This is a genomic window from Alcaligenes ammonioxydans (assembly GCF_019343455.1).
GTDB classification, from domain to species: Bacteria; Pseudomonadota; Gammaproteobacteria; order Burkholderiales; family Burkholderiaceae_B; genus Alcaligenes; species Alcaligenes ammonioxydans.
On the sequence record NZ_CP049362.1, the window covers coordinates 856,840 to 881,163 of the forward strand.

Consider the following 24,324-nt stretch of genomic DNA (forward strand, 5'->3'; position numbering starts at 1 on the left):
TCCGTATGGCCTACACCCGGCAAGGGCAGGCCCGGATGGTAACCCTGCAGGTAGACGGGGGGTACGCTGGCTGGCGGGAACAGGCTTTACGTGCTCTGGCCGCCAGCTGGGCACCGGAACAACTTTGCTGGGCAGACTCCTTCGCGGAACCGGGGCCCAGGGCGGGGCAAATCGGGCTGGAATATGAGCTCTCCCAGTCGCTGCCCCCCGCAACTGAGGTGTTGCAAGAGCCCCAGGGGCATGAACCCGCCAACCGGCCGTCGGTCCGTATTTCAAAAGGACTGGCTGCTTTGCTGCAAGATGCGGCGTTGTGCCGTACTGCACAGCGATGGGCCTTGCTCTATCGTGTCTTGTGGCGCTGGCACCACGGTGATCGCAGTGTGGAGTCCGTGGCCGACGAGGATGGGGCGCGTTTGTATGAGATGGCCAAGGCCGTTCGCAAGGAAAAGCACGACATGATGGCGTATGTGCGGTTTCGCCATTGTGGAACGGGCCAGTTGCCTGAGTACTGGGCTTGGTTTGAGCCCGAGCACGATGTTCTGGAGTGGATCGCTGATTATTTTTCCAGACGGATGGGGGGAACCTCTTGGTGTATTGCGACGCCTCGGCGTGTGGCGCTGTGGGATGGTCATACGCTGCAGCTACGGGATGCGCCGGACGATCTGAAAGCCCGACAGGCTGGTCCGGGGCAGGACCAGGTAGAAGCCTTGTGGCTTCGTTATTACCAAAGCATTTTTAATCCCGCGCGCTTGAATGAAACGGCTTTGCAGCAGAGCATGCCGGTTCGATTCTGGAAGGGCTTGCCTGAAGCGAGCCTGATTCCGGCCATGGTCAGTGAGGCCCGTCGTGGAGCCCGACGAGTCGGCCAGTTCAGTGCGGTAAGTCAGATGCCAGGCAAGGTGATTGCGGTCCAGGCCGACCATGCACAGCCCGAACGCAGTGCGCCGTCGGTCCTGGAGGCCTGTCGTCGCTGCGGCCTTTGGGAGCACGCGACACACGGGGTGCCGGGGGAGGGCCCGGCAAGGGCCCGCATGATGCTGCTGGGGGAGCAGCCTGGCGACTACGAGGATTTGGCGGGGCGCGTTTTTGTAGGGCCTGCCGGGCAGATTCTGGATCAGGCATTGCAGCGTGCCGGTATTGAGCGCAACGCGCTGTATCTGAGCAATGCCGTCAAGCATTTCAAGTGGAAAGCGAGGGGTAAGCAGCGTTTACATGTCAGCCCCTCCCAGGCCGAAGTGCAGGCATGCGGGTATTGGCTGCAAGAGGAACTGGCGCGCCTTGAACCGGCTGTCATTGTTACGCTGGGAGCCACCGCCTTGTCTGCTTTGCTGGGGCCTGAGCGACGGCTTGCCGAATATCTGGCCAAACCTTTTCTCTGGGGGCAGACTTGGGTCATTGCGACCTGGCACCCCTCCTATGCGCTGCGTGTGGGCAATGCGGCCCGTCGTGAAGAGATTGTCAGCAGCATTGCCCAGGTGCTGCAAATGGGGTGGCAGCGGGCTGCAGAGCCGGCTGCGGACAGGGCTGAAAGCAGCCTTAGCCCAGCCGTGTGATGGCCTGGTCGCGCACCTGGGCAAGCAAGTCCTTCACGCTGCCTTGCGCCAGTTCAAGCTCAGGTGCCAGATCAGCCAGCGGAACCAGCACAAAGGCACGTTCGTGCATGCGCGGGTGTGGCACGGTCAGCCGTTCGGTGTCGATTTGTTCTTGACCGTAAAGCAACACGTCCAGATCCAGAGTGCGGGGCGCATTGCGGTACAGGCGAGTGCGACCGTGCTCTTGCTCGATGGCTTGCAGTCTGTCCAGCAAATCCTCGGGAGCCAGCGTACAGGTGAATCGGGTGACGGTGTTGACGTAGTCCGGGCCACTGGAATCCACCGGTGCGGTGCTGTAGAAGTGCGCCAGTGTCAGATCCTGGATGCCGGGAGTAGCGGCCAGCTCTGCCGCCGCGGTTTCCAGTGTCTGACGTGCCTGACCCAGGTTCGCACCCAAGGCCACATAAACCGTTGTTCCGGCTGTGCTCATGCTGCATTTCCGCTGCTGGTACTGCTGCGCTTGGCATTGGAGCGGCGTCGGCGCGTGCGACGTTGTCCGCTGCGAGAGCCCGTGGCGGTCGCTGTAGCGGGTTTGCGCACGGCAATCATGGTGCTGCGCTCCTCGTCGCCTGCATCGGCCAGATCCATCCACCACTGTGCCTGCACGCTATCGACTTCTTTGGCTTCAGCACGAAGTTGTAAAAAGTCCACAGCGGCGCGAAAACGGGGCTGTTCGGTCATGCGCCAGATTGCACGGTTGGCGATGCGTTCAAAACGCGGCTGCATGAACCAGATTTCCCGCATATCCGATTGGAAGCGCTTTTGGATCGGCATGATGCGGCTTTGCTTTTCCAGAACCAGGTCGGCTGCCTCCAGCAGGGCTTGTTGAGGATGCATGTCCTGGCTGCTGCGTCGGTCCCACTCCTGCTTGACCAGTTTCCAGAGCAGGCAGGCATAAATAAAGCTGGGGCTGACGGATTTGCCGGCGCGCACACGGGTGTCGGTACGGGCCAGGGCCATATCCAGAAATTCCGCGCCGCCGGGCAGGCGCTGAACCGGCTCCACCATAGGCAATAGTTTGCTGTGCAGGCCCAGCGCTTGCAGGCGCTGTATGCAGTCCATGGCGTGACCGCAGTTCAGCAGTTTCAGCGTCTCGTCGGCCAGACGGGACTCGGGCACGTTCTCGATCAGACGTGACAAGGAACGGATCGGCGCGTCGGTGGCTGGTTCGATGGTGGCATCGAGCTTGGAGGCAAAGCGCACGGCGCGCAACATGCGCACCGGATCTTCGCGATAGCGGGTTTGCGCATCACCAATAATGCGCACCTGACGGTTTTTCAGATCGGCTACCCCGTTGTGGTAGTCGATGACGGTCTCGGTCAGCGGGTCGTAATAGAGCGCGTTCAGCGTAAAGTCACGGCGTGCGGCATCGTCTTCGATGGTGCCGTATTCATTGTCGCGCAGGATACGGCCATGCTCGTCCGTTTGTTTGCCGCTGTCATCGGCCCGGAATGTAGAGGTCTCGATGACTTCCTGACCAAAGACCACGTGGACCAGACGGAAGCGGCGCCCAATAATGCGTGCGCGACGAAACAGAGGACGGATCTGTTCGGGCGTGGCATTGGTGGCCACATCAAAGTCCTTGGGCTCCAGGCCCACCAGCAGATCGCGCACGGCGCCACCAACGACATAGGCTTGATAGCCTTCGTGGTTCAGGACCTCGCACACTTTGATGGCATGACGCGAGACCAGACGCCGGTCTATGCCATGTTCTTCACGTGTGTAGCGGCGCGGCCCTTTGGGACGCGCGCTTTTGGCTGGTTTGAGCAGCCGATCGACAAATGTTTTTATTGTTCGCTTTAGCATGCGTCTGATTTTACGATTTGCTGTCCATCATGTCAGCGAACAAATCGATGACTTCCCAATTACGTTCGGTCGCTACGGCGCGCAGTTTGTCGCTGGGGTTGGTGGCAACGGGGTCCGTCACCACTTCCATCAGGGGCAGATCGTTGGGCGAGTCGCTGTAGAACCAGCTGCGCTCGAAGTCGGACAGGGATTTGTCCATGGTCTGCAACCATTGTTGCACGCGGGTAATCTTGCCAGCCTGAAAGCTGGGCACACCACTGATCTTGCCCGTGTAGCGACCTTCCTTCATTTCGGGGGTGGTGGCTATCAGGTGGTCCACGCCCAGCGCGGCGGCAATGGGGCGGGTCACAAATTCGTTGGTGGCAGTCACAATCGCCACCAGATGGCCCTGATCCTGGTGTTTGGCCAGCAACTCGCGGGCAGCCGGGCTGATCGAGGGCAGGATCACGGCTCGCATGAACTCGTCCTGCCAGGTCAGCAGTTCTTCCTGGCTGGCGTTGGTGAGCAGGCCCAACATGAATTCGGCCGATTCTTCGGCCGTCAACAATCCCTGGTTATAGCGTTCCATCAGTTCTTCATTCAGACGGATGGCTTGGACAGGATCGCCGACGCGGCCGGTACGGGCCAGAAAGTCTGCCCACTGGTAATCGCTATCTAAAGGAAGCAGGGTGTGGTCCAGATCAAACAGGGCAATAAAAGAAGAAGCAGTCATGACTCAACTAGAAGATTGGGTCTGGCTGTTGGCCAGAAGTTCTTTGAGCAGGGGTAAAGTGATGGGGCGTTTCTTTACCAGTGAATAGTTGTCCAGCGCATCAATCAATGCGCTCAGGCGGTTCATATCGCGATCGTAGTGAGTCAGTATCCAGCTGAGCACTTCTGCTTGCAGTTGCAGCCCGCGGGCCGCAGCCCGCTGTTGCATGGCTTCGGCCCGGTGGGCGTCCGACAGGTATTCCAGCCTGAACACCAGGTCCCACCCCAAGCGTGTGCGCAAGTCCTCGCGCACGGACATGGTTTTGGGAGCCCGGTCGCCGGAGACCAGCAGTGTGAAGGCGTCTGGCCGGGTGGCCGACTCGCGCCAGCGATTGTACAGTGCAAATACGGCAGCCTGTCCGTGCTCGTCAAAACGTTCGATATCGTCGATGGCTAAAAGGCTGGGAGGGGCTTTGTCATCGGTAGCGATGTCAAAGATGGGCTGGAAATGAGTATCTGCACTAAAATAGCGGCTGTCGTCTCGACTGGCCATCGCCCGCAGCAGATGTGTTCGACCTGCACCGGGCGGTCCCCACAGGTAAACCGCGCGTCCTGGACTACACTGACGCAGAGCCTGCAACGCAGCCTGATTCGCTCCGGCAACAAAGTTGTCCAAAGAGGCAGGCGGTGCTGGAGATATATCCAGAATCAGTTGCTCGGTCATGTGTCGTACAATTTCGTCCAACTCGCAATTTTCACATATCCCACGGCTTTTCCCATGAAAAACACTACTTCTGTTTCCTTGACCTACCGCGATGCAGGCGTGGATATCGACGCGGGCGATGCCCTGGTCGACCGTATTAAACCACTGGCTGCCAAAACCATGCGTGCAGGCGTCATGGCTGGAATCGGAGGCTTTGGCGCTTTGTTTGAAGTGCCTACCCACCTTAAAGAGCCCGTTCTGGTGTCCGGCACCGACGGTGTTGGTACCAAACTACGCCTGGCATTTGACTGGCAGCGCCACGACACTGTGGGTATAGACCTGGTGGCCATGAGTGTCAACGACATTCTAGTCCAGGGCGCAGAACCCTTGTACTTTCTGGATTATTTTGCCTGCGGCAAGTTGTCGGTGGATACGGCAGCCCAGGTGGTCGGTGGTATTGCCAAGGGGTGTGAACTGTCCGCTTGCGCCCTGATCGGTGGCGAAACAGCCGAGATGCCCGGCATGTACCCCGAAGGTGAGTATGACCTGGCTGGTTTTGCAGTGGGTGCGGTGGAAAAATCCCGCATTATTGATGGCAAGTCCATTGTGCCAGGGGATGTGGTCCTGGGTCTGGCCTCCAGCGGCGCCCACTCCAACGGCTACTCGCTGATCCGCAAGATTCTCAAGCATGCCAATGCCAAGCCGACTGACGAGCTTGATGGCCGTCCGTTGGCGGATGTGGTCATGGAGCCCACCCGCATCTATGTGAAATCCGTCCTGGCTGCCCTGGCTGCCCACGGTGCGGACATCAAGGGTCTGGCCCATATCACGGGTGGCGGATTGCTGGAGAACGTGCCCCGTATCCTGCAAAAGAACCTCACCGCCCGTCTGAATCGTGATTCCTGGACCATGCCAGCCTTGTTCCAGTGGCTGCAAGCCAATGGCAACGTAGCGGACGAAGAAATGTACCGCGTGTTCAACTGCGGTATTGGCATGATCATGATTGTTCCTGCCGACAAGGCTGAGGCCATCAGTGCAACCCTGTCCGAGCATGGGGAAACCGTTTACACGCTGGGCGAGATCGTGGAACGTCAGGAAGGGCAGGCGCAGACTGAAGTGGTGTAAACCACGGAGATCGCGTTAACCCATGAAGCGGAAAAAGGCAGCGACAGGCTGCCTTTTTTTTGCCCTGTTCCCGTCCCTGACGCTGCCCCTGATTCAGTTTGCAGTCCCCAGGCTCGGATTTTTCGACCTTGCTTCCCAGCCTCGACGCTCTCCCTTGATCCAAGCTCAGGTGCCAAGCCAACGTCGCCATGCTGCCCCCTCGCGTTGAGGTAGAGCTTTGGGTCTGCAATCTTGGCCCATCGTCTTGCCTCAAGGCCTGGAACCGACGTCTTACGCGAATCGCCGGGGCTTCATCTCTATCTTGTCGCTTGCTCTTGTGTGCCGGACTTATGGCTTCTGCGCACAGCGCTGGCCTGCCAGATCCTCATGCAGGCCAGTAGTGGCGCGCTGCCGCTACGACGTGTTCGGCTGCCTGCGGGTCCTGGCAGTTGAATTGCAAACGGCCAGGCTCGGAGCGCAGCCAGGTTAATTGGCGTTTTGCCAGTTGTCGGGTAGCGGCAATGGCCTGCTCAACAGCCTGTTCCAGGCTCACCTCACCGTCCAGATAAGCCCAGAGTTGCCTATAACCTACACACCGGATGGAGGTCAGACCCGGGTGCAGATCAGAGCGCTGATGCAATTTTTCGACCTCCTGCAGCAGACCCTGCTCGATCATGTCCCGGTAACGGGTGGCGATGCGACGGTGCAGCCAGGCCCGGTCTTGGGGCTCCAGACTCAGGGTGATGTAGTGGTGGCTCTTTTCTTGCGGCTGGGCTTTCTCTTGTAACCAGTCGCTCATGGTTTTGCCGCTGATATGAAAAATTTCCAGAGCACGCTGAATGCGCTGGCTGTCGCGTGGGGCCAGCCGGGCGGCGGTGTCCGGGTCGATACGGCGCAGTTCTTCATGCATCGCGGGCCAGCCGATTTCCTGGGCTCGCTCATCCAGTTGTCGCCGGATGACAGGATCTGCCTGCGGCAGGTCATTCAGCCCTTCACGCAGGGCTTTGTAATACAGCATGGTGCCGCCGCACAGCACGGGGTAACGTCCGCGCGCCTGGATGCCTTGAATCAGGCGGCTTGCGTCGCTGGCAAACTCGGCAGCCGAGTAGCTCTCTGCCGGATCGCGAATATCCAGCAGGTGGTGGGGGATAGCGGCTTGTTCCTGAGCACTGGGCTTGGCCGTGCCAATGTCCATGCCACGATAAATCGTCGCTGAATCCATCACGATCACTTCAATCGGCCAGTATTGGGCCAAGGTGTGCGTGGTGGCGCTTTTGCCGCTGGCGGTGGGCCCTGCCAGGCAAAGAATGGGTAAATCGTTCATTGTCCACGCATAAAAAGTTTGTCCAGCTCACTCAGCGTCCATTGGAACCAGGTGGGGCGGCCATGATTGCACAGGTCGGCCCGGTCGGTTTGCTCCATTTTGCGCAGCAGGGCGTTCATCTCCGGGATGCTCAGGCGGCGGTTGGCGCGCACGGCACCGTGGCAGGCCATGGTGGAGAGCAGCTCGTTACGTTGTTCGTCCAGGTGGCGTGAGGAGCCCACCTGAGCCAGGTCGCGCAGAACAGCCCGGGCCAGGGATTCAATATCGCCTTGTGCCAGCAGTGCAGGAACGGCGCGCACAGCGATTGTGGCAGGGCCAGCCGGATTCATGCTCAAGCCCAGCTCGCTCAGGGTGTCGTGATGCTCGTCCAGCAAAGCAAGGTCCGTTTCCGAACAACTGAACACCACCGGTACCAGCAAATCCTGGCGGGGCAGATCGCGGCCATCGAGCGCCTGCTTCAACTGTTCATACACCACCCGCTCATGGGCGGCATGCATATCCACCAGAATCATGCCCTGACGGGTTTCGGACAGAATGTAGACACCGTGCAACTGGCCTAGTGCCATGCCCAGGGGAAACTCGTCGATAGCCGTGTCGGTATCGCTTTGATAGTGGGTGGCGGGAGGGTTGTCGTGCGTTGGCTCAATGGGGCGGTACAGGGATTTCCAGTCCGCATTGCCGCCCCCCGCGGGTTCGCGCAGACTAAAACTGGATTGCCAGCCTTGACGGGCCGGATGGCTGTAAGGCAGGGACGGTTCGTGGCTACTGTACTCGCCTGATGAGCCCAGGCCCGCAGCGCCCGCCGGTGGGGCAGAAGCCATGTCGGGCAAGGAGGTTGCGCTTTGTGGCAGGGGCATGGCGGCCACCGGTGTATCGCCGGCCATGCTGCCCTGAGCCAGAGCTTGTCCGACCGCCTGCAAGACAAAGCGGTACACGGCGCCACTGTCGCGAAAGCGAACCTCGTGCTTGGCCGGGTGCACGTTCACATCCAGCGTAGAGGGGGCAATGTCCAGAAAGAGCGCATAGGCAGGTTGGCGATCCCCGTGCAGCACATCGGCATACGCGCTGCGTATGGCGTGCGATACCGTGCGATCGCGTACAAAGCGGCCATTGACGAACAGGAACTGCTTGTCTGCGTTGGGGCGAGCATGGGCCGGGTGGATCACCAGCCCGCGCAAGCCAATCAAACCTTGTTCTTGAGCCACGGGCAGGCTTTGTTCGATGAACTCCTTGCCCAGAATATCCAGCAGACGCTGTTCCAGGGTGCCACTGCGCCAGTGACGCTGCGGCTTGTCATTGTGGAACAATCGAAAAGCGATCTGTGGTTGAGCCAGAGCGATGCGCTCCAAGGCGGTCACACAGTGACCGTATTCGGTTCCTTCGGTGCGCAGAAATTTGCGGCGTGCGGGAATATCGTCAAAAAGCTGGCGTACATCCACATGCGTGCCAATCTGCCCCGAGGCTGGTTGCGGTTCACTCAGGCCCAGCGAATACTCCCAGGCGTGCGGATCTTCCTGGGTGCGCGAATTGATGGTCAGGCGGGCCACCGAGGCAATGGATGGCAGGGCCTCGCCCCGAAAGCCCATCGAGGCAACGGATTCCAGCTCGTCCAGCGAGCGGATTTTGCTGGTGGCGTGCTGCAGCAGCGCCAGGGGCAGTTCGTCCTGGGGAATGCCGTGGCCGTCGTCGCTGACACAGATGCGGCGTATGCCTCCGCCGTCCAGGCGAATCTCGATGGCACTGGCTCCGGCGTCAATGGCGTTTTCCAGTAGTTCTTTCAGGACCGATGCCGGGCGCTCAATAACCTCACCGGCTGCAATTTGGCTTACAAGCAGGTCCGGGAGTGGGATAATACGGCGTCGTGATGACATAGGGCGGCTGGCCTTGTGTGTATTCAGGGTTGAACGGTACAGGTTCAACGGGTTTCAACAGGTAGCGGCTTATTTTACCCGCTTGCTCTAGCGGGCCGGTCTGAGCCGTATCGGACCGGCTAAATTATTATTTTGGTGTGGAACTATGCCCGATTTACTCAGCATGATCCTTCATATTGACCAGTACCTGGGTGTGTGGGTCGAGCAGTATGGAGCATGGATTTATCTTGTTCTGTTCTTGATTATATTTGGCGAAACCGGGCTTGTGGTTTTGCCCTTTTTGCCAGGCGACTCCCTGCTGTTTATTGCGGGGGCCTTCGGGGCCTCGGGCATGCTGGACCCGGTGTTGCTCGGTGGGCTACTGATTGTGGCGGCAGTGCTGGGCAATACCGTCAATTACCATGTGGGACGTTATATAGGTCCGAAAGTCTTTACCCAGGAATCGCGCTTTCTGGATCGCCGCGCGCTGGTCAAGACCCATGCATTCTATGAAAAGCACGGGGGCAAGACCATTGTCATTTCTCGCTTCCTGCCCCTGTTTCGCACCTTTGCCCCCTTTGTGGCGGGGGTGGGCCATATGAACGCCTTGCGCTTTCAGGCGTACAACGTGACCGGGGCGGTGCTGTGGATTTGCAGCTTGATCACCCTGGGCTATTTTTTTGGAAATGTGCCCTTCATCAAGGCGCACTTGAACACTATTGTGTTGATCGGCATTGCGGCTGCGGCCGTGCCGGTTGTGCTCGGTGCCGTATGGAAACTGTTCAAACGCAAGAGCAAGGGGGACGCCGCGCTCTAGGCTGGCCGGCCATCGGGCGAGTGTACAAAAAGGACGCTAAGGCGTCCTTTTTTATTTTGCCTGCTTGGGGTCTGTCACCGCTTCGCTGAACCGTCCCAGCCCGACGGTGGTCAAGCGATTGTCGCGTCGCAGCAGCCACAGCGCCTCGATACCCAGGCTTTGTGCCAGTGCCATGCCATCGTTGCCGCTGACCAGCAAGGCAGTGGCCCAGGCGTCAGCCCGCATACAGTCTGGCGCCAGAACGGTGACAGAAGCGATATCGTTGCGAACGGGTGCGCGCCGCCGACCATCCATGGTGTGTGCGACTCGAACTTCACCGAGTTGTAGAAAGTGCCGGTAATCGCCCGAGGTGGCGATGGACAGATTATCCAATTCAACCACGCTGTGCGTGGCGCGTCGTCCGTCCTGGGGGTACTCGACCGCTACCGCCCAAGGTTGGCCTTGAGCCTGGCTGTTCAGAGCGCGAAGTTCGCCGTCCAGGGCCAGCAAGGCGTGATCAAGTCCATATTGACGCAGCACCAGGGCCATACGGTCTACGGCATAGCCTTTGGCGATCCCGCAAAGATCCAGCTGTATCGGCGCGTGCTTGATGGCGCGGCCGGCGGCCACATCCAGCTCCAGTGTCTCATGAGCCGGGGCAGAAGCAGCTTGGGCAGCACGACGGATGGCAGCAGCATCGGGGCTCTGTCGGGCCGGGCCAAAGCCCCAGGCCTGCACCAGATCCCCGACTCCAGGGTCAAAAGCACCCTGGCTGCGACGATTGACCTCCAGGGCGCAGGCCAAAACCTCAAGAATTTCTGGCGGTAAATCCAGCCAGGTGCCAGCAGGAGTGCGATTGAGCCGGTTCAGCGCGCTGTCGGGTAGCCACGGGGACATCTGCCGGTCCACCTGCTGGACAGCGTCTGCCAACGCCTTCTGCAGGCCTGCAGCCTGTGCCGCATCGTCTGTATCCACCAAGGCAGACCATCGCGTGCCCATGGTGGGGCCGTTCAGCGTCAGACGTTGAACGTCAGAAGAGGTCTTCGGCATAGCGCCCGTTCTCCTTGAGCCAGGCCAGGCTTTTGCCCATGTCCATCAGAATCGTGTCCAGCTCCTGTTTGACGGCCTGAGCCATGGGGCGGCTGCCACAAACACGCACAAGCGCGCCTTTTTCCAGAAGGGTACGGATCTGTTGAGCGTCACGCTGCACGGCGTTCTGGACATAACCGCCCCCATCGGGCATTCGGGAAAAAGTGGTGTGTAGTTCGCGCAGATGGCCCTGGGTCTGCCAGTCCTTGAGCTCCTTGCCAAAATAGAAATCCCGCTTGCAGTCCCGGGTACCGTAATACAGGTACATGGGACGATGGCGTGTGTTGTCTCGAATAAAGCCAGCCAGTGGGGCGACGCCGGTCCCTGCGCCGATCAGCACCACCGGGCGTCGGGAGCCGGTAAGCGTGAAGCCGGGGTTGGGTCGGATGAAGGCTTGAGTCGTGTCCCCGATGTGCAGGCTATGCAAATAGGGAGAGCAGACTCCGCCGCTGGTGTGTCGCACACAGATTTCCACGAATCCATCCTGTTTGCCTGAGGCCAGAGAGTAGTAGCGTGGGACTGACTGCTCACCGGGAGGAAGAATGCCCAGCAGGTCTCCGGCCGCGAAGCGTGCCAAGGGCTGGTCGGGCAGCGCAAAGCGCAGGATGACGGCAGGCTGGCCCGCTGCACCGGGAAAGTCCTGGCGTGACAGCAGGGTCAGGCTTGCCATGCGCGGCAGTCGGGGTTGATAGGCCAGCGGCACAGGTTGACCCAGTACGTCGGACAGTGCGCGCCCCCAGCGGGCAAATTCCTGGGGGGACTGCTGATGGATACGCTCCAGCGCCATCAAGGGTTGCCACCCCCGTTCCCGTAAGCTGTGTTCGAGCGCGTTGGCAAATCCGCAGAAATCAGGAAACTGGCGATCCCCAAACCCTAGAACGGCGACTTGAGCGTCGGTGGGTGGCTGGCTGGCGATCCGCTTGAGTGCTTTTTGTGCGTGGGCAGGAGGCTGGCCTTCACCGTACGTGGCGGCGAGGATATACACATGGCGTGCCGCGGGCGGCACCCGCCAGTTCTCCAGCGATGTGGTATGAACCTGACGGCCCATGGCTTTGAGGGCATCGTGCAACGCTTGCGCAAAGCCCCAGGTACTGCCGCCTTCACTCGCGACAAAAATCAGGCTGTCGGCCTGGGTCAGAGGGCTATTGCCTTTAAGTCTGGGGCGGCTGCGGCGCGCTTGCCACCACATCAGAAGGCCTGTGTACCAGAACAGGGGGATGCTCGCTGCCGACAGGCACAGAAAAACAGCCCACAGCCAGGCTCCCTCTCCGGTATGCAAAAGCAGGGCCCAGTCGTAGAGGCGCTGTGCCTGGGTGGATGCTTCCCACGCCAAGGTCTGGCCCCTGTACTGGTCCGCCCAGCCCTGCCCTTGAGCGGTGACCACACGCCAGGTGTCCTGTGGATCATCGGGCGTGGGCAGATTGAGCCGTTCCAGATCCTGCGCGCGCAAGCTCCGAAGCAGTTCGATCTGGTCCGGGGGAAGGGGTGGCTGTCCGGTGGCTTGTGAGCTCACCTCGGGCTCCGTGTCCGGACTCAGGGTAATGAGCTCGAACGTGCTGGCGCTCATGTAAAGAGCGGTGGCTGAGGACAGGGCCAGGATCAGCACAATGACCCTGCCGCTCAGGACATGCAGGCGTTGGGGCAGGGTTCCGCGAACGGGGCCGGCAAGACCCCGCCATCCTCCCATGCGACGCAGCAGCAGTAGGAGTCCGGACACGGACAAGACCAACATGGCCAGCGCCACCATGGCGGCGGTAATGCGCCCCGGATCGTCCATCAAGAAAGTACGATGCAGGTTCTTGACCCAGCGTGGCAGCAGGGAAGCCTGGTAGTCCCCCAGAATCTTGCCATCTGCCGGGTCCACACGTACGGCCTGGGCTTGTCCGTCCTCAAACGCATAGACAACGAAGATCCCCGAGGGCAGATGACGGATTTCTTCTGCGCCAGGGACGGTGCCCTTGATGCGCTCAACCAGTGTGGCAAGCGGCAGGTCGGACTCGGTTGGAGCCGCCTGTACGGCGTTACGCAAGGGGTCAAGTGCCAACATCGTGCCCGTGATACCCAGAACCAGCGCGAGGGTGCCCGCTACCAGCCCCAGCCATCGATGGACGAATCGCCAGATCATGTGGATTCCTTACTGCAACTGATAGGTCAGGGATTGAATATATTGTTTACCTGCCTGGGGCGAACCGGCATTGGCGGCAGTCAGGGGAACACGGATTTCCGAAGGGCTGTCCCGCATGTCTTCGGCGGCAGCATCGACACGCAGCTCGTACCCGGCATCAATCAGGGCATCCTCCAGTTCTGCGGTCACCTCCAGCGTGCGCCCGGCACCGACGCTGGCGCCTGTTACGCCTTGCAGACGTTGCCCATCGCCGGCTGACAGGCGATTCCAGTCCGACAGATGTTTGTAGTATTTGGCTTTGCCGCCGGCGACCCACAGCGTGCGCACGTAGGCGCCTTGGGCATCGGTCAGGTAGACCGCCAGGTAGGCCCCGTCACCGCCATAGTTTTTCAGAGTGGTGGAAAGTGCCACAGTACGGCCCTGCGCTAAAGTGGGCAGGGCCACGCTACAGGCTGCAGCCAGGGTGGTGAGAAGAAAGCGTTTGGACATATTGGTCCTCCAGGGTGAGCAAAGTGAAACGACTTCAGGATGGGAGTAAGAGCGGCGGCACTCAGGCACACGCGTTAGTGGCTTCTTTCGCGGTCACGTTCGCGCTCCGGTTTGTCATGGCCATCGCGCACTTTCATTTTCACGACGCGCAGCGTTTGCGGATCAAGCTTGGCTTTAAATGAGCGACCCTGGGCATCCCGCCCGCGGATTTCATAGCAGCCGTCGTCTATTTTCAGGCGTTGCACCTCCCAGCCCAGACTGGCGGCATGTTCCAGCGCAGCATCCCGGCTCTGCCATTGCTGTACGGGGACATCACAGTCGTCGTCAGCATGGGCTGGAGCGACCATCAGGGACAGACAGAGGTACACAATAAGCAGGCAGGGGCGGTGTTTCATGATCTTTTCCTTGTCGTTTGGAGCAAAGGCAGGAACGCTTGGCGGACGGGGCAGGGCAGGCGGGTCAGCGTGCTGAGCCAGGCTGCCACTTGTGGCAGAGGCGGCCGTTCAGGCAGGCGGCTCGGACGGGGCGGGCCCCGCCGCTGGATTTGTGGCTCCGGTCTGAGATGAGGCGCACGGGCAGGGAAGGCGATAAAGCGCCAGACCGGGCAGGCTGAACATAGCCTGGTTGGGACGGCGCCAAAAAGTAGAAGGAGACTGGATTTGCCTCATCGACTATCTCTTGGAAAGGTGTGTCGCTTAAGGTGTGCTCACGTAAAAGCGCTGTAAACAGGAATAAGGATAGTGTAGCGGGTAAGGGGGGCGGTGAAACGGCGTTAAGCCGGCAGCCATTGCCAAAGATCAAAAAAAGCGCAGCAGAAAACTGGTGCGCTTTTTTGGGCAGGGGCTGTCGGGTTTAGCTCCGGCTGGCCAGTGCGGGGAATTCGGCAAAATACCCCCGGATGCCGGTCAGAATGGCCTGGGCAATTTTGTCCTGATGGGAAGCGCTTCGTAACAGGCGTTCTTCTTCAGGATTACTGATAAACGCAGTCTCGATCAGGATGGATGGGATGTCCGGTGCCTTGAGCACCGCAAAACCCGCCCGCTCAACATTGCGTTTATGCAGACGATTGATCTTGCCGATCTCACTTAGCAATCGTGAACCCACTTTGACGGAGTCGTTAATCTGGGCTGCCGTGGACAAGTCCAGCAGAATCTGGGCGACCTGACGGTTGTGGGAGCCCAGATTCAGTCCACCGATCAAGTCGGCATCGTTTTCTTTCTTGGCCAGCCAGCGGGCGGCCGAACTGGTCGCGCCGTTCTGGGACAGGGCGTAAATGGACGAGCCACGGGCACTGGGTTTGATCCAGGCGTCAGCATGAATACTGATGAACAGGTCTGCCTTGACCCGCCGCGCTTTCTGTACTCGCACCTGCAGCGGCACGAAGAAATCCGAGTCGCGGGTCAGGTACGTGCGCATATTTGGCTGGGCATCGATCAAGCGTTTCAGCCGTCGAGCGATGTTCAGCACGACATCTTTTTCCCGTGTTCCACCGGGGCCGATCGCACCTGGGTCCTCGCCGCCATGGCCAGGGTCCAGCGCAATCAGCAAGGGGCGATTGGGCGTGCCGGGCGTGGCCGCGGGAGCGGGAGAGCGGGGAGGCGTGCTGACCGGTGGCGGCGTCGGGCGGGCCACCGGAGGCAGTGTTTGCCCCTGTACCGTTGGCACGGGTGCGTCGGGCGAGTTTTGTGCCAGGCTTTCCAGGACGGAGGCCAGCGGATCGTTGTCGTCCTGGATTTGCAGGGCCAGCAGGGGGTCTTGCGCGACGCGCGGATATAAGTCCAGAACCAGACGGTACTTGTATTCGCCAACGGGCTTGAGCGTGAAAATCTGCGGAGCGACGGCTTGTTTCAGATCCAGCACCAGACGCACCACGTCGGGGCGGTTCTGGCCCACGCGCACTGAGCGGATGTAGGGATCATTGGGGCGGACCTTGGACACCAGCTCTTCAATGGTGCGGTTCATGGTCAAGCCCTGGATATCGACCACCATGCGGTGGGGATTTTCCAGTGTGAAGTGCTCGGCCTTGAGCTCGCTATCCATTTCCAGGGTAACGCGAGTGTATTCGTCGGCCGGCCAGGTGCGGACCGCCACAATGGTGCTGGCATTGGCCAGTCGCGGGATGACAGGAAGCAGGAACAGGGTCGTGGCCGTGGCGACGAATCGGCGACGGGCCTTGCCGGCTGGGGCTACTTCTGCAGGCTGGGGGCGAGTGTCGTAATCCATAGCGTTCCTTTGGCGCTGTGTGCATCCAGGGTGGCCAAACGACCGTCACCACAATAATCCAGGTGTAAATCCAGATCGGGCTCGGGCAATAAATCCCCTGCTTTTTCGGGCCATTCGATCAGCACAACAGCATTGTCTTGCAAAATATCGCGAAAACCTGCATCGACCCATTCTCGTGGATCGCTAAATCTATAAAAATCAAGATGATAGAAGTATAAGCTAGAAACTTTATAACTTTCAAGCAAAGCATAGCTGGGACTTTTGATACGGCCGGTAACGCCGCAGGCACGCAACAAGGCGCGCACAAAGTGGGTTTTACCGGCGCCCAGGTCGCCATGTAGATGGATTCGGCCGCCTGGCGGCACACCGGCTACCTGACCGCTGAGCAGCGGCGCAAGGCCCTGGGCCAGGGCGGTCGTGGCGTCCTCGTCAGGCAGGGATACAGTCAAGGAGTGCGGATTCATAGGCACAGATCAGGGAGCAAGGGATAACCACAGTGGAATGGTCAAGCCCGCTAGTATAGTGCCGATCGACATGCTCAGCGCGACCAGGCGGCTGTCGGCGCCCATGCGGGCAGCCAGCACATGAGCCGAGGAAGCGGTGGGCAGGGCGGCAAACACCAGTAGCATTTGACGCTCCAGGGCGCTCATGTCCAGGGCCCAGGCAATCAGCAGTGCGGCGGCCGGCAAGGCAAGCAGTTTGACGGTGCTGATCCAGCCGATCAGGGCACTGGCCTGACGTGAACCCTGCAGCGACAAGGTCGCACCCACGCACAGCAAACCGATACCCAGGGCGCACGCTCCCAGCCGGCCCAATGCGAGCTGCACAGGCGCGGGCACGGACAGGCCGGCCAGGTTCCAGGCCAGGGCTGCCAGGGTGGACAAAATAAGCGGGTTTTTAAGCAGCTCAATGGCGATGCGTCCTTGTTGACCGCGAGCCAGCACCGTGACTGCCACCATATTGGCCATCGGAACAGAAAAACCGACCAGCAAGGCCATGACAGCCACCCCTGGCGGGCCGGCAATTGCGCTGGCCAGGGACATGCCCAAATAGGTATTAAAACGAAAAGCGCACTGGGTCAGCGCGGCGTGTTGCAGGGGATCCGGTTTGAGAACCGGCAGTGCCAGCCAGGCCAGTGCCGTGCCTACGGCAATCAGGGTCGCGGCTGCCAGCAACAGGGGCCAGGTATCGCTCAGGTTCAGGGGGATGCGGGTAATGGAATCAAACAGCAAGGCAGGAAACAGGACGTAATAGACCAGTTTTTCCGCACCGAGAAAGAATTCCCGACTGAAATGAAAGCGATGCAGCAGCAGCGCCCCCAAGGCGATCAATAAAAAGTCGGGCAGGATCAGCGGGAATATTGTGACCATGATGACGGTAAATGCCAGCAGATATAGGTATATCCCCGGTGGGTATCTGCAACGATAATTAAGTATTGAGGGGACCGAGCTGCGCTATGATTAGTTAGGTCCCCTTACCCAGGGGAAGGATCGACAAAAAGATGAAAGAGGAGATGTTCCCATGATAGAGAAGTTTCCCAAGAAATTTGCGCTGCTATCCCTTTGTGCAAGTTTGTCCATGATCGGCACGGCAACAGTGGCGCACGCTCAGGCCGATTACCCCAGTCAGCCGATTCGCGTCATTGTGCCGTTTGCTCCCGGCGGTTCCACCGACATTGTGACGCGCATTGTGACCAAAGGCATGAGCGAAGTATTGGGCCAGTCCATGGTGGTTGAAAACAAGGGCGGCGCCGGTGGTGCTATCGGTGCGGCCGAGGCAGCGCGTGCCAAACCGGACGGCTATACCTTGTCCATTGCCACTATCTCGACCCTGGCGGTGAACCCTGCCTGCCGCCCCAATGATTTGCCCTACGATCCCTTGAAAGATTTTGTGCCGGTCAGCAATTTTGCAAACCTGCCCAACGTGATCGAAGTCAATCCCAAGTTTCCGGCACAGAACTTCAAAGAGTTCGTGCAGCAGTTGAAAGACAATCCTGGCAAGTACTCCTACGGCAGCTCGGGCACCTGCTCGGTACTGCATTTGTTTGGTGAGGCCTTCAAGCTGGCAACCGGCACCGATATTGTGCACGTCCCCTATCGTGGCGCAGGTCCGGCGGTAACCGATGCGGTGGGTGGCCAGATCAATGCGATGTTCGATAATCTGCCCTCGTCCATGGCCCAGATTCAGGCAGGCAATCTGCGTGCTTTGGCCATTGCCTGGCCCGAGCGTCTGCCCGCCTTGAAAGATGTGCCAACCCTGGCCGAAGAAGGCTATCCGCAGCTGAACAGCCCTGCCTGGTATGGTCTGCTGGCCCCCAAGGGCACCCCGCCGGAGATCGTCGCCAAGCTGCATCAAGCGGCTGTTGAGGCGTTGAAGAAGCCTGAAATCATTGCGGCCTTGGAAAAGCAGGGTGCAACGCCATCGGGTAATTCGCCTGAAGAGTTCGCCAAGGAAATTCAGGAGCAATACGACTGGGCACATGATGTTGTCAAGAAAGGCAATATCAAGCTGGAATAAGCGCTTTTTGTCGTTCCATCAATACAAAAAACCGGCTTTTTCAGGCCGGTTTTTTGTTTCTGCCTAGAGGCTTTAGCCGCGATTGGCCTGCAGCACAGTCAGTGCGGTCATATTGATGATGCGACGTACCGTTGAGCTGTAAGTCAGGATATGCACTGGGGCATTGGCGCCCATCAGGAAGGGCCCGATGGCCACGTTGCTGCCGGCAGCCGTTTTGAGCAGGTTGTAGCTGATATTGCCGGCGTCCACGTTCGGGCAGACCAGCAAGTTGGCCGAGCCTTTCAGTGGGGAGTTGGGCAGGGTGCGGCTACGCAGGGCCTCGTCCAGCGCGCAGTCGGCATGCATCTCGCCATCAACCTGCAGGTCAGGGGCCTGTTCCTGAATCAACTTCAGGGCTTCGCGCATTTTGGGGCCCGACGCGGCCGAGTCCGAACCGAAGTTCGAGCGCGACAGCAGGGCCACTTTGGGCTCCAGGCTCAAGGTGCTGAGCATGCGGGCTGCTTCAATTGTGTATTCCGCTATTTCCTGCGCATTGGGGTCGTCATTGACATGGGTGTCGGTCAAGGCCACCGTGCGCTCGCCCAGCAACAGGATGTTCATCGCGGCATAAACGCTGGAACCGGGCTTGCGTCCGATCATCTCGTCGATGTAGCGCAAGTGGTTGTGATAAGAGCCGATCGTGCCGCAGATCATGCCATCGGCATCACCCAGGTGCACCATGGTGGCGCCGATCAGCGTCAGGCGGCGGCGCATTTCCACCCGTGCCATCTCTTTGCTGATGCCGCGACGGCACATTTTTTCCCAGTAGGTCGTCCAGTACTGGTGGAAACGGTCGTCAGACTCTGGATTGGTCACTTCAACGTCCACACCCAGGCGCAGGCGCAGGCCGAATTTTTTGATGCGGGACAGCAGGACAGCGGGGCGGCCCACCAGAATCGGATGAGCCAGTTTTTCGTCCACGATCACCTGCACCGCACGCAGCACACGCTCTTCCTCGCCCTCGGTAAAGACGATGCGGGCTTTGCCGCCTTCACGTACCAACTGCTTGGCAATGGCGAACACGGGCTTCATGAAGGCGCCCGAGTGATAGACAAATTGCTGCAGCTTGGCAATGTAGCCTTCCAGGTCTGCGATGGGGCGTGTCGCAACCCCTTCTTCCATGGCAGCCTGGGCCACGGCAGGGGCGATACGCACGATCAGACGGGGGTCAAAGGGCTTGGGAATCAGGTAGTCGGGGCCAAAGCTCAGGCCATAACCGCCATAGGCGGCCGCCACGGCTTCGTCCTGCTCTTCTTCCGCCAGCGCGGCAATAGCCCGCGCTGCAGCTTTTTCCATGCCGCGGGTAATGGTGGTGGCCCCCACATCCAGCGCACCGCGGAAGATGTAAGGAAAGCACAGTACGTTATTGACTTGGTTGGGGAAGTCGGAGCGACCCGTTGCCATGATAATGTCGTCACGAGCGGCCTTGGCCACTTCCGGCAGGATTTCAGGTGTGGGATTGGCCAGCGCCATCACAAAAGGACGGTCTGCCATTTTCTGCACCATTTCGGCTTTGAGTACGCCACCGGCGGACAGGCCCAGGAACACATCGGCATCTACAATCACATCAGCCAGCTTGCGGGCTTCGGTTTCCTTGGCAAAACGGGCCAGTTCGGGCACTTGATGACCGGGGCGGCCTTTGTAGACCACGCCATCAATGTCAGTCACCCAGACGTTCTCTTCCGGCAGCCCCATATCCACCATCAGATCCAGGCAGGCCAGCGCGGCCGCACCGGCACCCGATGTGACGACTTTGATCTTCTTGATGTCTTTGCCGACGACTTTCAGGCCATTCAGAAAGGCGGCTGTCACACAAATGGCGGTGCCGTGCTGATCGTCGTGAAAGACGGGGATGTTCATGCGCTCGCGCAGTTTGCGCTCGACCTCAAAGCATTCGGGTGCCTTGATGTCTTCCAGGTTGATGCCGCCGAAGGTCGGCTCCAGACCCGCGATGATGTCAACCAGTTTGTCCGGATCGGTTTCATTGATCTCAATATCAAACACGTCCAGGCCTGCAAACTTCTTGAACAGCACGGCCTTGCCTTCCATCACGGGCTTGGAGGCCAGGGCGCCAATATTTCCCAGACCCAGCACGGCGGTACCGTTGGAGATGACGCCGACCAGATTGCCACGGCCGGTATAACGGAAGGCATTTTGCGGGTCAGCCACAATTTCTTCGCAGGCGGCAGCCACACCAGGGGAATAGGCCAGGCCCAGATCACGTTGGCTGACCAGGGGTTTGGTCGCGGCAATAGTCACTTTGCCGGGAATGGGAAACTCGTGGTAGTCCAGGGCGGCTTGTCGATCTACAGGTGAACTCATCGTGTCCTCTTGCTCAGGCGCCAAACAGATGTTTGGTGAAATCCAGGGAAGGTCTGGCCACTCGTACGCCAGTACCGGTTTTCAACAAGTGTAGATAATTAATCTGGCGCGGCTATTAGGGCTTATTATTACCCTATTAGTAAATGCTTATAGTGGAAGGTAAAGGCTTGGAAACAAACGATATCGCGCATCGCTTGGTGCAACGGCTCAAGTTGCGCCATCTGGCCTTGCTGATCGAGATTGAACGTCTGGGTTCACTGACCAAAGTGGCGGATTTGATGGCCATGAGTCAGCCTGCAGTGACCCAGGCACTGGCCGAGGTCGAGCAGGTGTTTGGTACGTCGCTGTTTCTGCGTTCCTCCCGGGGTATGGAGGCCACTGCACAGGGGCAGATTGTGATTTCACGCGCCCGGGCGCTGGTCCAGGACATGGAATTGTTGAGCCTGGATTTGCAGGCCCACAGCCGGGGGCGTCAGGCTCATTTGCGTTTGGGCGTGATTCCGCTGGTGTCCGGCAAGCTGGTGTCCACTGCTTTGCGGGCGACGCGTCCGCAGGGGCAGGTGGTGTCGGTCAGCATTACTGAGGGGCTGACAGAAACTTTGCTGGAGCAACTGCGCGATCATGCCTTGGATGCGGTGGTTGCACGCAGTTCCCCCGATCTGAATATGAAAGGGCTGCGCCATGAGGCCCTATATAGTCAGCAGCCGCGGCTGATTGCCAGCCGGGAGCTGGCGGGACGTCTGGGTCGCCGCAAACTGGACTGGGCGCAACTGCAGGACCTGGACTGGATTCTGGGACCACGTCATACCCCGATGCGACAGCAGGTAGCGAACCTGTTTTTGCGGGCTGGCCTGCCCGAGCCGGTGCCCAGCGTAGAAACATCCTCGCCCAAGTTGATCGGTGAGCTGATCGTAAACCATGCGCGTGCCGTGTCGGTGGTGCCTACTGAAATTGCCGAGGAACTGGTGCGGGTGTCGGGGGTGGCGATTGTGCCCTATTCCTTCGAGTGGGGCTTGGCACCCATTGCCCTGTTCACACGGATGGCGGGGCCCCAGCGTGCGGTGGACAAACTGTTTGCTCAGGAACTCAAGCGTGTGTGTACCGACAAGACGGTACCGCTGGAGCGAGGGGCCTTCTTTTACTGAAGCCGTGGATGTTGGGGAGCGGAGGGCGGCCCTGGAAAGGACGCCGCCCCCGCAGCCCCTGGTCAAACTGGCGTACCAAGGGGCGGGGGCGTTGAAAGGCCGATCAGCTGTGGCGCCGCTTGCCGGCTCCAACCCACTTATTGGTTGACGTACCAGATCACCTTGGTTTGCTGGTACTGGTCCAAGGCTTCCATCCCCTTGTCCTTGCCGCCAAAGCCAGACTGCTTGAAGCCTCCAAAGGGCGCCGTGATATCGCCTTCGGAAAACCCATTAATGGAGACCGTTCCAGCCTTGATCTTGCGAGAGACGCGCTGGGCTCGACGTACGTCATGGGTATAGATGGAGGCGGCCAGGCCATATTGGGTGTCATTGGCCAGTGCAATGGCTTCTTCCTCTGTGTCAAAAGTGCTCACGGCAAGGACCGGGCCGAACACTTCTTCCTGAAACAGGCGGTCTTGCGGCGTGATTCCGTCGAAAATAGTGGGTTCGATGTACCAACCGCTGCCCAGTTCGCTGTGAATCCGCCCACCATGAACCAATTTGGCATTTTTGCCCGGGTTCTTCAGAAAGCTGGCGACTTTTTCAAAGTGTGCCTGCTCGACCATCGGACCAATCGCGACCTCTGGGTCTGTAGGCAGACCCACTTTCCAGGATTCCAGGCCCTGCTTGAGTTTTTGCAGCAGCGCGTCTTTCAGGCTGCTGTGAACAATCAAGCGTGAGCCGCAGCTGCAGTTCTCGCTCATGTTCCAGAAGGCTGCCGCCAAAATGGAAGGCACGGCCTCGTCCAGCACAGCATCGTCAAAAACGACTTGCGGGCTTTTGCCGCCGCACTCGAGCACGACTTCTTTCAGATTGCTTTCCGCCGAGTATTTCAGGAACAGTCGGCCCACGTCGGTCGAGCCCGTAAAAGAGACGATGTCCACGTCTTCGTGGCGGCCGAGCGGTTCACCGACCTGTTCGCCCGTGCCCGTGACCAGAATCAGCGCCCCTTCAGGAATGCCAGCCTGGTGCGCCAGTTGCGTCATCCGATAGGCGCTCAGGCTGGTCAGCTCGGAGGGCTTCACAATTACAGAGTTACCGCATATCAGGGCAGGTGCCACTTTCCAGGCGTACATCTGGGCGGGAAAGTTCCAGGGCAGCACGGCTGCCACGACACCAATCGGCTCTTTGGTAATCAGGCCCAGTGCCTCGGAGCCGGTTGGAGAAATGCGACCAAAGCATTTGTCGGCGGTTTCTGCATACCAGCGGAAGGTGTCGATGGTGGCTGGCATATCGGTATTCAGGCATTCTGTGATGGGTTTGCCGGCGTCCACACAGTCGAGCGCTGCCAGCTCCTGGGCATGTTGCTCCAGCAAGGCAACCCACTTGAGCATGATTCTTTTGCGCTCAGCCGGAGATTGTGCCGACCACTCGCCAGACTCGAAGCTGGCCCGGGCCGCGTTGACCGCCGCCTGCACGTCAGCCGCCTCTCCCGAGGCGATTTTGCCAATGACCGCTAGATCAATGGGGCTGATGTTATCGAGCTGGGCCTGGCCGGCCGCCTGATGGGCGGGGATCAGGTGCGAGGCATGCAGCTTGCCGGCGCGGGCCAGTGCAAAGACGGATTCTATCTGCGTGGACATTCAGGCCTCCTGTGCCAGTTGGAAGGTGTTGAGTTGTGCCAGAAACTGATCGCGCTCCTCGGCCTCGACGGGCAGCAGCGGCAAGCGAACCTGGCCCACATCAATGCCATGGCGGATGCAGCCCAGCTTGGCTTTCTGGTTGTAGTTACCGGATTCCATGGCCGCGATCGCGGGCAGCATGGCGCTCATCATCTGGCGCACGCTGGCCCAGTCTTCACGTTCGGCCGCTTTCAACATTTGTACCTGTTCCGCAGGAAAGACGTTGGCTCCGCCGCTGATCCAGCTGCGAACGCCCCAGAACAAGAAGTCGGCTGCCTGATCGTCGCAGCCGCACACCACCTGAAAGTCAGGAAGATTGGCGTTCACCATGGCCACGACCCGGCTGAAGTTGCCGCTGCTCTCTTTGATACCCACAATGTTCTTGACCTGGGCCAGCTCGTAGACGGACTCCAGCTCAATCTGGATGCCAATGCGGGCTGGAAAGTTGTACATCACGATCGGCAGGTCGGTTGCAGCGGCCACTTCCTTGAAGTAGGCGATGACCTCATTTTGTCCGGGCAGGCTGTAGGGCGTGGGAGAGAGCATCAGCGCCTCGTAGCCCAGCTCTTCTGCCTCGCGGATGCGGCTGATGGCTTCGGCCGGTGACAGGGAGTTCACGCCGGCAATCAGGGTGGTGCGGCCCCGGCCGGTCTGCGCCACGATTTCCAGCACGCGGCGGCGCTCTTGTGCGCTCAAGGCGTAGTATTCTCCCGTCGTTCCGCAGGCCACGATGCCTCCCACGCCTGCTTCAATGAAACAGTTCACCAGACGTACCAGCGCGTCTTCATTTAACTGGTTGTTGGCGTCAAAGGGGGTAACGATAGGAACGAGAATTCCGTTCAGCTTCAT

General features: G+C 59.6%; 21 protein-coding genes. 5 read left to right on the top strand and 16 right to left on the bottom strand.

The features are described from left to right. Positions 1–35: 35 nt before the first annotated feature. Entirely contained in the window at positions 36–1,553 is a 1,518-nt protein-coding gene (locus FE795_RS03900) for a UdgX family uracil-DNA binding protein (protein ID WP_407927745.1), read from the top strand. On the opposite strand, the gene folK is transcribed toward FE795_RS03900, so the two are convergent. The 4 genes from folK to hda are packed head-to-tail and all read right to left on the bottom strand — an operon-like array spanning position 1,537 to position 4,812. Further along, on the bottom strand, positions 1,537–2,022 hold the full coding sequence (gene folK / locus FE795_RS03905) for a 2-amino-4-hydroxy-6-hydroxymethyldihydropteridine diphosphokinase (protein ID WP_131071333.1): 486 nt from the start codon (positions 2,020–2,022) through the stop codon (positions 1,537–1,539). The genes FE795_RS03900 and folK overlap by 17 nt on opposite strands. Beyond that, positions 2,019–3,398 (bottom strand): polynucleotide adenylyltransferase PcnB, encoded by a 1,380-nt coding sequence (gene pcnB, locus FE795_RS03910; protein ID WP_219235717.1) that lies wholly within the window; start codon positions 3,396–3,398, stop codon positions 2,019–2,021. The genes folK and pcnB overlap by 4 nt, the downstream gene beginning before the upstream one ends. Positions 3,399–3,408: 10 nt before the next feature. Next, complete coding sequence (locus FE795_RS03915) at positions 3,409–4,110, bottom strand: HAD family hydrolase (protein ID WP_219235719.1); 702 nt, start codon at positions 4,108–4,110, stop codon at positions 3,409–3,411. Between the two features lie 3 nt (positions 4,111–4,113). Then, positions 4,114–4,812 (bottom strand): DnaA regulatory inactivator Hda, encoded by a 699-nt coding sequence (gene hda, locus FE795_RS03920; RefSeq protein ID WP_219235721.1) that lies wholly within the window; start codon positions 4,810–4,812, stop codon positions 4,114–4,116. A 54-nt stretch (positions 4,813–4,866) separates the two neighbouring features. Here hda and purM point away from each other — a divergent pair, with 54 nt between their 5' ends. Further along, positions 4,867–5,916 carry a phosphoribosylformylglycinamidine cyclo-ligase gene (purM, locus tag FE795_RS03925; RefSeq protein WP_219235724.1) on the top strand — a complete coding sequence of 350 codons (1,050 nt, stop codon included), beginning with the start codon at positions 4,867–4,869 and terminating at the stop codon, positions 5,914–5,916. Positions 5,917–6,280: 364 nt separating this feature from the next. Here purM and miaA read toward each other — a convergent pair whose 3' ends face one another. Further along, positions 6,281–7,219, bottom strand: coding sequence for a tRNA (adenosine(37)-N6)-dimethylallyltransferase MiaA (gene miaA / locus FE795_RS03930; protein WP_219235725.1), 939 nt, complete (start codon positions 7,217–7,219; stop codon positions 6,281–6,283). Continuing rightward, complete coding sequence (gene mutL / locus FE795_RS03935) at positions 7,216–9,090, bottom strand: DNA mismatch repair endonuclease MutL (protein ID WP_219235727.1); 1,875 nt, start codon at positions 9,088–9,090, stop codon at positions 7,216–7,218. Before mutL ends, miaA begins: the two co-directional genes overlap by 4 nt. A 145-nt stretch (positions 9,091–9,235) precedes the next feature. Between mutL and FE795_RS03940 the strand changes: the two genes are divergently transcribed. Continuing rightward, the gene (locus tag FE795_RS03940; protein ID WP_219235729.1) at positions 9,236–9,886 is read left to right on the top strand and encodes a VTT domain-containing protein; all 651 of its coding nucleotides are present in this window, start codon (positions 9,236–9,238) and stop codon (positions 9,884–9,886) included. Positions 9,887–9,937: 51 nt separating this feature from the next. Here FE795_RS03940 and FE795_RS03945 read toward each other — a convergent pair whose 3' ends face one another. The 7 genes from FE795_RS03945 to FE795_RS03975 form a co-directional block, all read right to left on the bottom strand. Further along, entirely contained in the window at positions 9,938–10,915 is a 978-nt protein-coding gene (locus FE795_RS03945; RefSeq protein ID WP_219235731.1) for an FAD:protein FMN transferase, read from the bottom strand. Then, a complete protein-coding gene (locus FE795_RS03950) occupies positions 10,896–13,079 on the bottom strand; it encodes a PepSY domain-containing protein (protein ID WP_219235733.1) in 2,184 nt (727 codons plus the stop codon). Before FE795_RS03950 ends, FE795_RS03945 begins: the two co-directional genes overlap by 20 nt. Before the next feature lie 9 nt (positions 13,080–13,088). Next, positions 13,089–13,568 (bottom strand): DUF2271 domain-containing protein, encoded by a 480-nt coding sequence (locus FE795_RS03955; protein ID WP_003803447.1) that lies wholly within the window; start codon positions 13,566–13,568, stop codon positions 13,089–13,091. A gap of 74 nt (positions 13,569–13,642) precedes the next feature. Beyond that, a complete protein-coding gene (locus FE795_RS03960; protein ID WP_059318705.1) occupies positions 13,643–13,963 on the bottom strand; it encodes a PepSY domain-containing protein in 321 nt (106 codons plus the stop codon). A gap of 457 nt (positions 13,964–14,420) precedes the next feature. Beyond that, on the bottom strand, positions 14,421–15,791 hold the full coding sequence (locus tag FE795_RS03965; protein ID WP_003803445.1) for an N-acetylmuramoyl-L-alanine amidase: 1,371 nt from the start codon (positions 15,789–15,791) through the stop codon (positions 14,421–14,423). Further along, on the bottom strand, positions 15,755–16,255 hold the full coding sequence (locus tag FE795_RS03970; RefSeq protein WP_003803444.1) for a bifunctional alanine racemase/tRNA (adenosine(37)-N6)-threonylcarbamoyltransferase complex ATPase subunit type 1 TsaE: 501 nt from the start codon (positions 16,253–16,255) through the stop codon (positions 15,755–15,757). Before FE795_RS03970 ends, FE795_RS03965 begins: the two co-directional genes overlap by 37 nt. A gap of 9 nt (positions 16,256–16,264) precedes the next feature. Next, positions 16,265–17,161, bottom strand: a complete 897-nt coding sequence (locus tag FE795_RS03975) for an AEC family transporter (protein ID WP_003803443.1) — start codon at positions 17,159–17,161, stop codon at positions 16,265–16,267. Between the two features lie 208 nt (positions 17,162–17,369). Between FE795_RS03975 and FE795_RS03980 the strand changes: the two genes are divergently transcribed. Further along, positions 17,370–18,308, top strand: coding sequence for a tripartite tricarboxylate transporter substrate binding protein BugE (locus FE795_RS03980; protein WP_230406312.1), 939 nt, complete (start codon positions 17,370–17,372; stop codon positions 18,306–18,308). A 72-nt stretch (positions 18,309–18,380) separates the two neighbouring features. Here FE795_RS03980 and FE795_RS03985 read toward each other — a convergent pair whose 3' ends face one another. Then, complete coding sequence (locus FE795_RS03985; RefSeq protein ID WP_003803441.1) at positions 18,381–20,669, bottom strand: NADP-dependent malic enzyme; 2,289 nt, start codon at positions 20,667–20,669, stop codon at positions 18,381–18,383. A gap of 143 nt (positions 20,670–20,812) precedes the next feature. On the opposite strand from FE795_RS03985, the gene FE795_RS03990 reads away from it, so the two are divergent. After that, entirely contained in the window at positions 20,813–21,814 is a 1,002-nt protein-coding gene (locus FE795_RS03990; protein ID WP_219235735.1) for a LysR substrate-binding domain-containing protein, read from the top strand. A 137-nt stretch (positions 21,815–21,951) separates the two neighbouring features. Here the strand turns inward: FE795_RS03990 and FE795_RS03995 are convergent, their stop codons facing one another. Next, entirely contained in the window at positions 21,952–23,436 is a 1,485-nt protein-coding gene (locus tag FE795_RS03995; protein ID WP_131071339.1) for an aldehyde dehydrogenase, read from the bottom strand. Continuing rightward, entirely contained in the window at positions 23,437–24,324 is an 888-nt protein-coding gene (locus tag FE795_RS04000) for a dihydrodipicolinate synthase family protein (RefSeq protein ID WP_003803436.1), read from the bottom strand. It lies immediately after the preceding gene.

Bases quoted from the DNA above. Each gene is read 5' to 3' on its own strand.
- hda (WP_219235721.1), bottom strand. From the start codon at position 4,812: ATGACCGAGCAACTGATTCTGGATATATCTCCAGCACCGCCTGCCTCT.
- FE795_RS03950 (WP_219235733.1), bottom strand. From the start codon at position 13,079: ATGATCTGGCGATTCGTCCATCGATGGCTGGGGCTGGTAGCGGGCACC.
- FE795_RS03995 (WP_131071339.1), bottom strand. From the start codon at position 23,436: ATGTCCACGCAGATAGAATCCGTCTTTGCACTGGCCCGCGCCGGCAAG.
- FE795_RS03985 (WP_003803441.1), bottom strand. From the start codon at position 20,669: ATGAGTTCACCTGTAGATCGACAAGCCGCCCTGGACTACCACGAGTTT.
- FE795_RS03955 (WP_003803447.1), bottom strand. From the start codon at position 13,568: ATGTCCAAACGCTTTCTTCTCACCACCCTGGCTGCAGCCTGTAGCGTG.
- purM (WP_219235724.1), top strand. From the start codon at position 4,867: ATGAAAAACACTACTTCTGTTTCCTTGACCTACCGCGATGCAGGCGTG.
- FE795_RS03970 (WP_003803444.1), bottom strand. From the start codon at position 16,255: ATGAATCCGCACTCCTTGACTGTATCCCTGCCTGACGAGGACGCCACG.
- FE795_RS03900 (WP_407927745.1), top strand. From the start codon at position 36: ATGGTAACCCTGCAGGTAGACGGGGGGTACGCTGGCTGGCGGGAACAG.
- pcnB (WP_219235717.1), bottom strand. From the start codon at position 3,398: ATGCTAAAGCGAACAATAAAAACATTTGTCGATCGGCTGCTCAAACCA.
- FE795_RS03980 (WP_230406312.1), top strand. From the start codon at position 17,370: ATGATCGGCACGGCAACAGTGGCGCACGCTCAGGCCGATTACCCCAGT.
- FE795_RS03960 (WP_059318705.1), bottom strand. From the start codon at position 13,963: ATGAAACACCGCCCCTGCCTGCTTATTGTGTACCTCTGTCTGTCCCTG.
- FE795_RS03965 (WP_003803445.1), bottom strand. From the start codon at position 15,791: ATGGATTACGACACTCGCCCCCAGCCTGCAGAAGTAGCCCCAGCCGGC.
- FE795_RS03940 (WP_219235729.1), top strand. From the start codon at position 9,236: ATGCCCGATTTACTCAGCATGATCCTTCATATTGACCAGTACCTGGGT.
- folK (WP_131071333.1), bottom strand. From the start codon at position 2,022: ATGAGCACAGCCGGAACAACGGTTTATGTGGCCTTGGGTGCGAACCTG.
- FE795_RS03945 (WP_219235731.1), bottom strand. From the start codon at position 10,915: ATGCCGAAGACCTCTTCTGACGTTCAACGTCTGACGCTGAACGGCCCC.
- miaA (WP_219235725.1), bottom strand. From the start codon at position 7,219: ATGAACGATTTACCCATTCTTTGCCTGGCAGGGCCCACCGCCAGCGGC.
- FE795_RS04000 (WP_003803436.1), bottom strand. From the start codon at position 24,324: ATGAAGCTGAACGGAATTCTCGTTCCTATCGTTACCCCCTTTGACGCC.
- mutL (WP_219235727.1), bottom strand. From the start codon at position 9,090: ATGTCATCACGACGCCGTATTATCCCACTCCCGGACCTGCTTGTAAGC.
- FE795_RS03975 (WP_003803443.1), bottom strand. From the start codon at position 17,161: ATGGTCACAATATTCCCGCTGATCCTGCCCGACTTTTTATTGATCGCC.
- FE795_RS03990 (WP_219235735.1), top strand. From the start codon at position 20,813: ATGCTTATAGTGGAAGGTAAAGGCTTGGAAACAAACGATATCGCGCAT.
- FE795_RS03915 (WP_219235719.1), bottom strand. From the start codon at position 4,110: ATGACTGCTTCTTCTTTTATTGCCCTGTTTGATCTGGACCACACCCTG.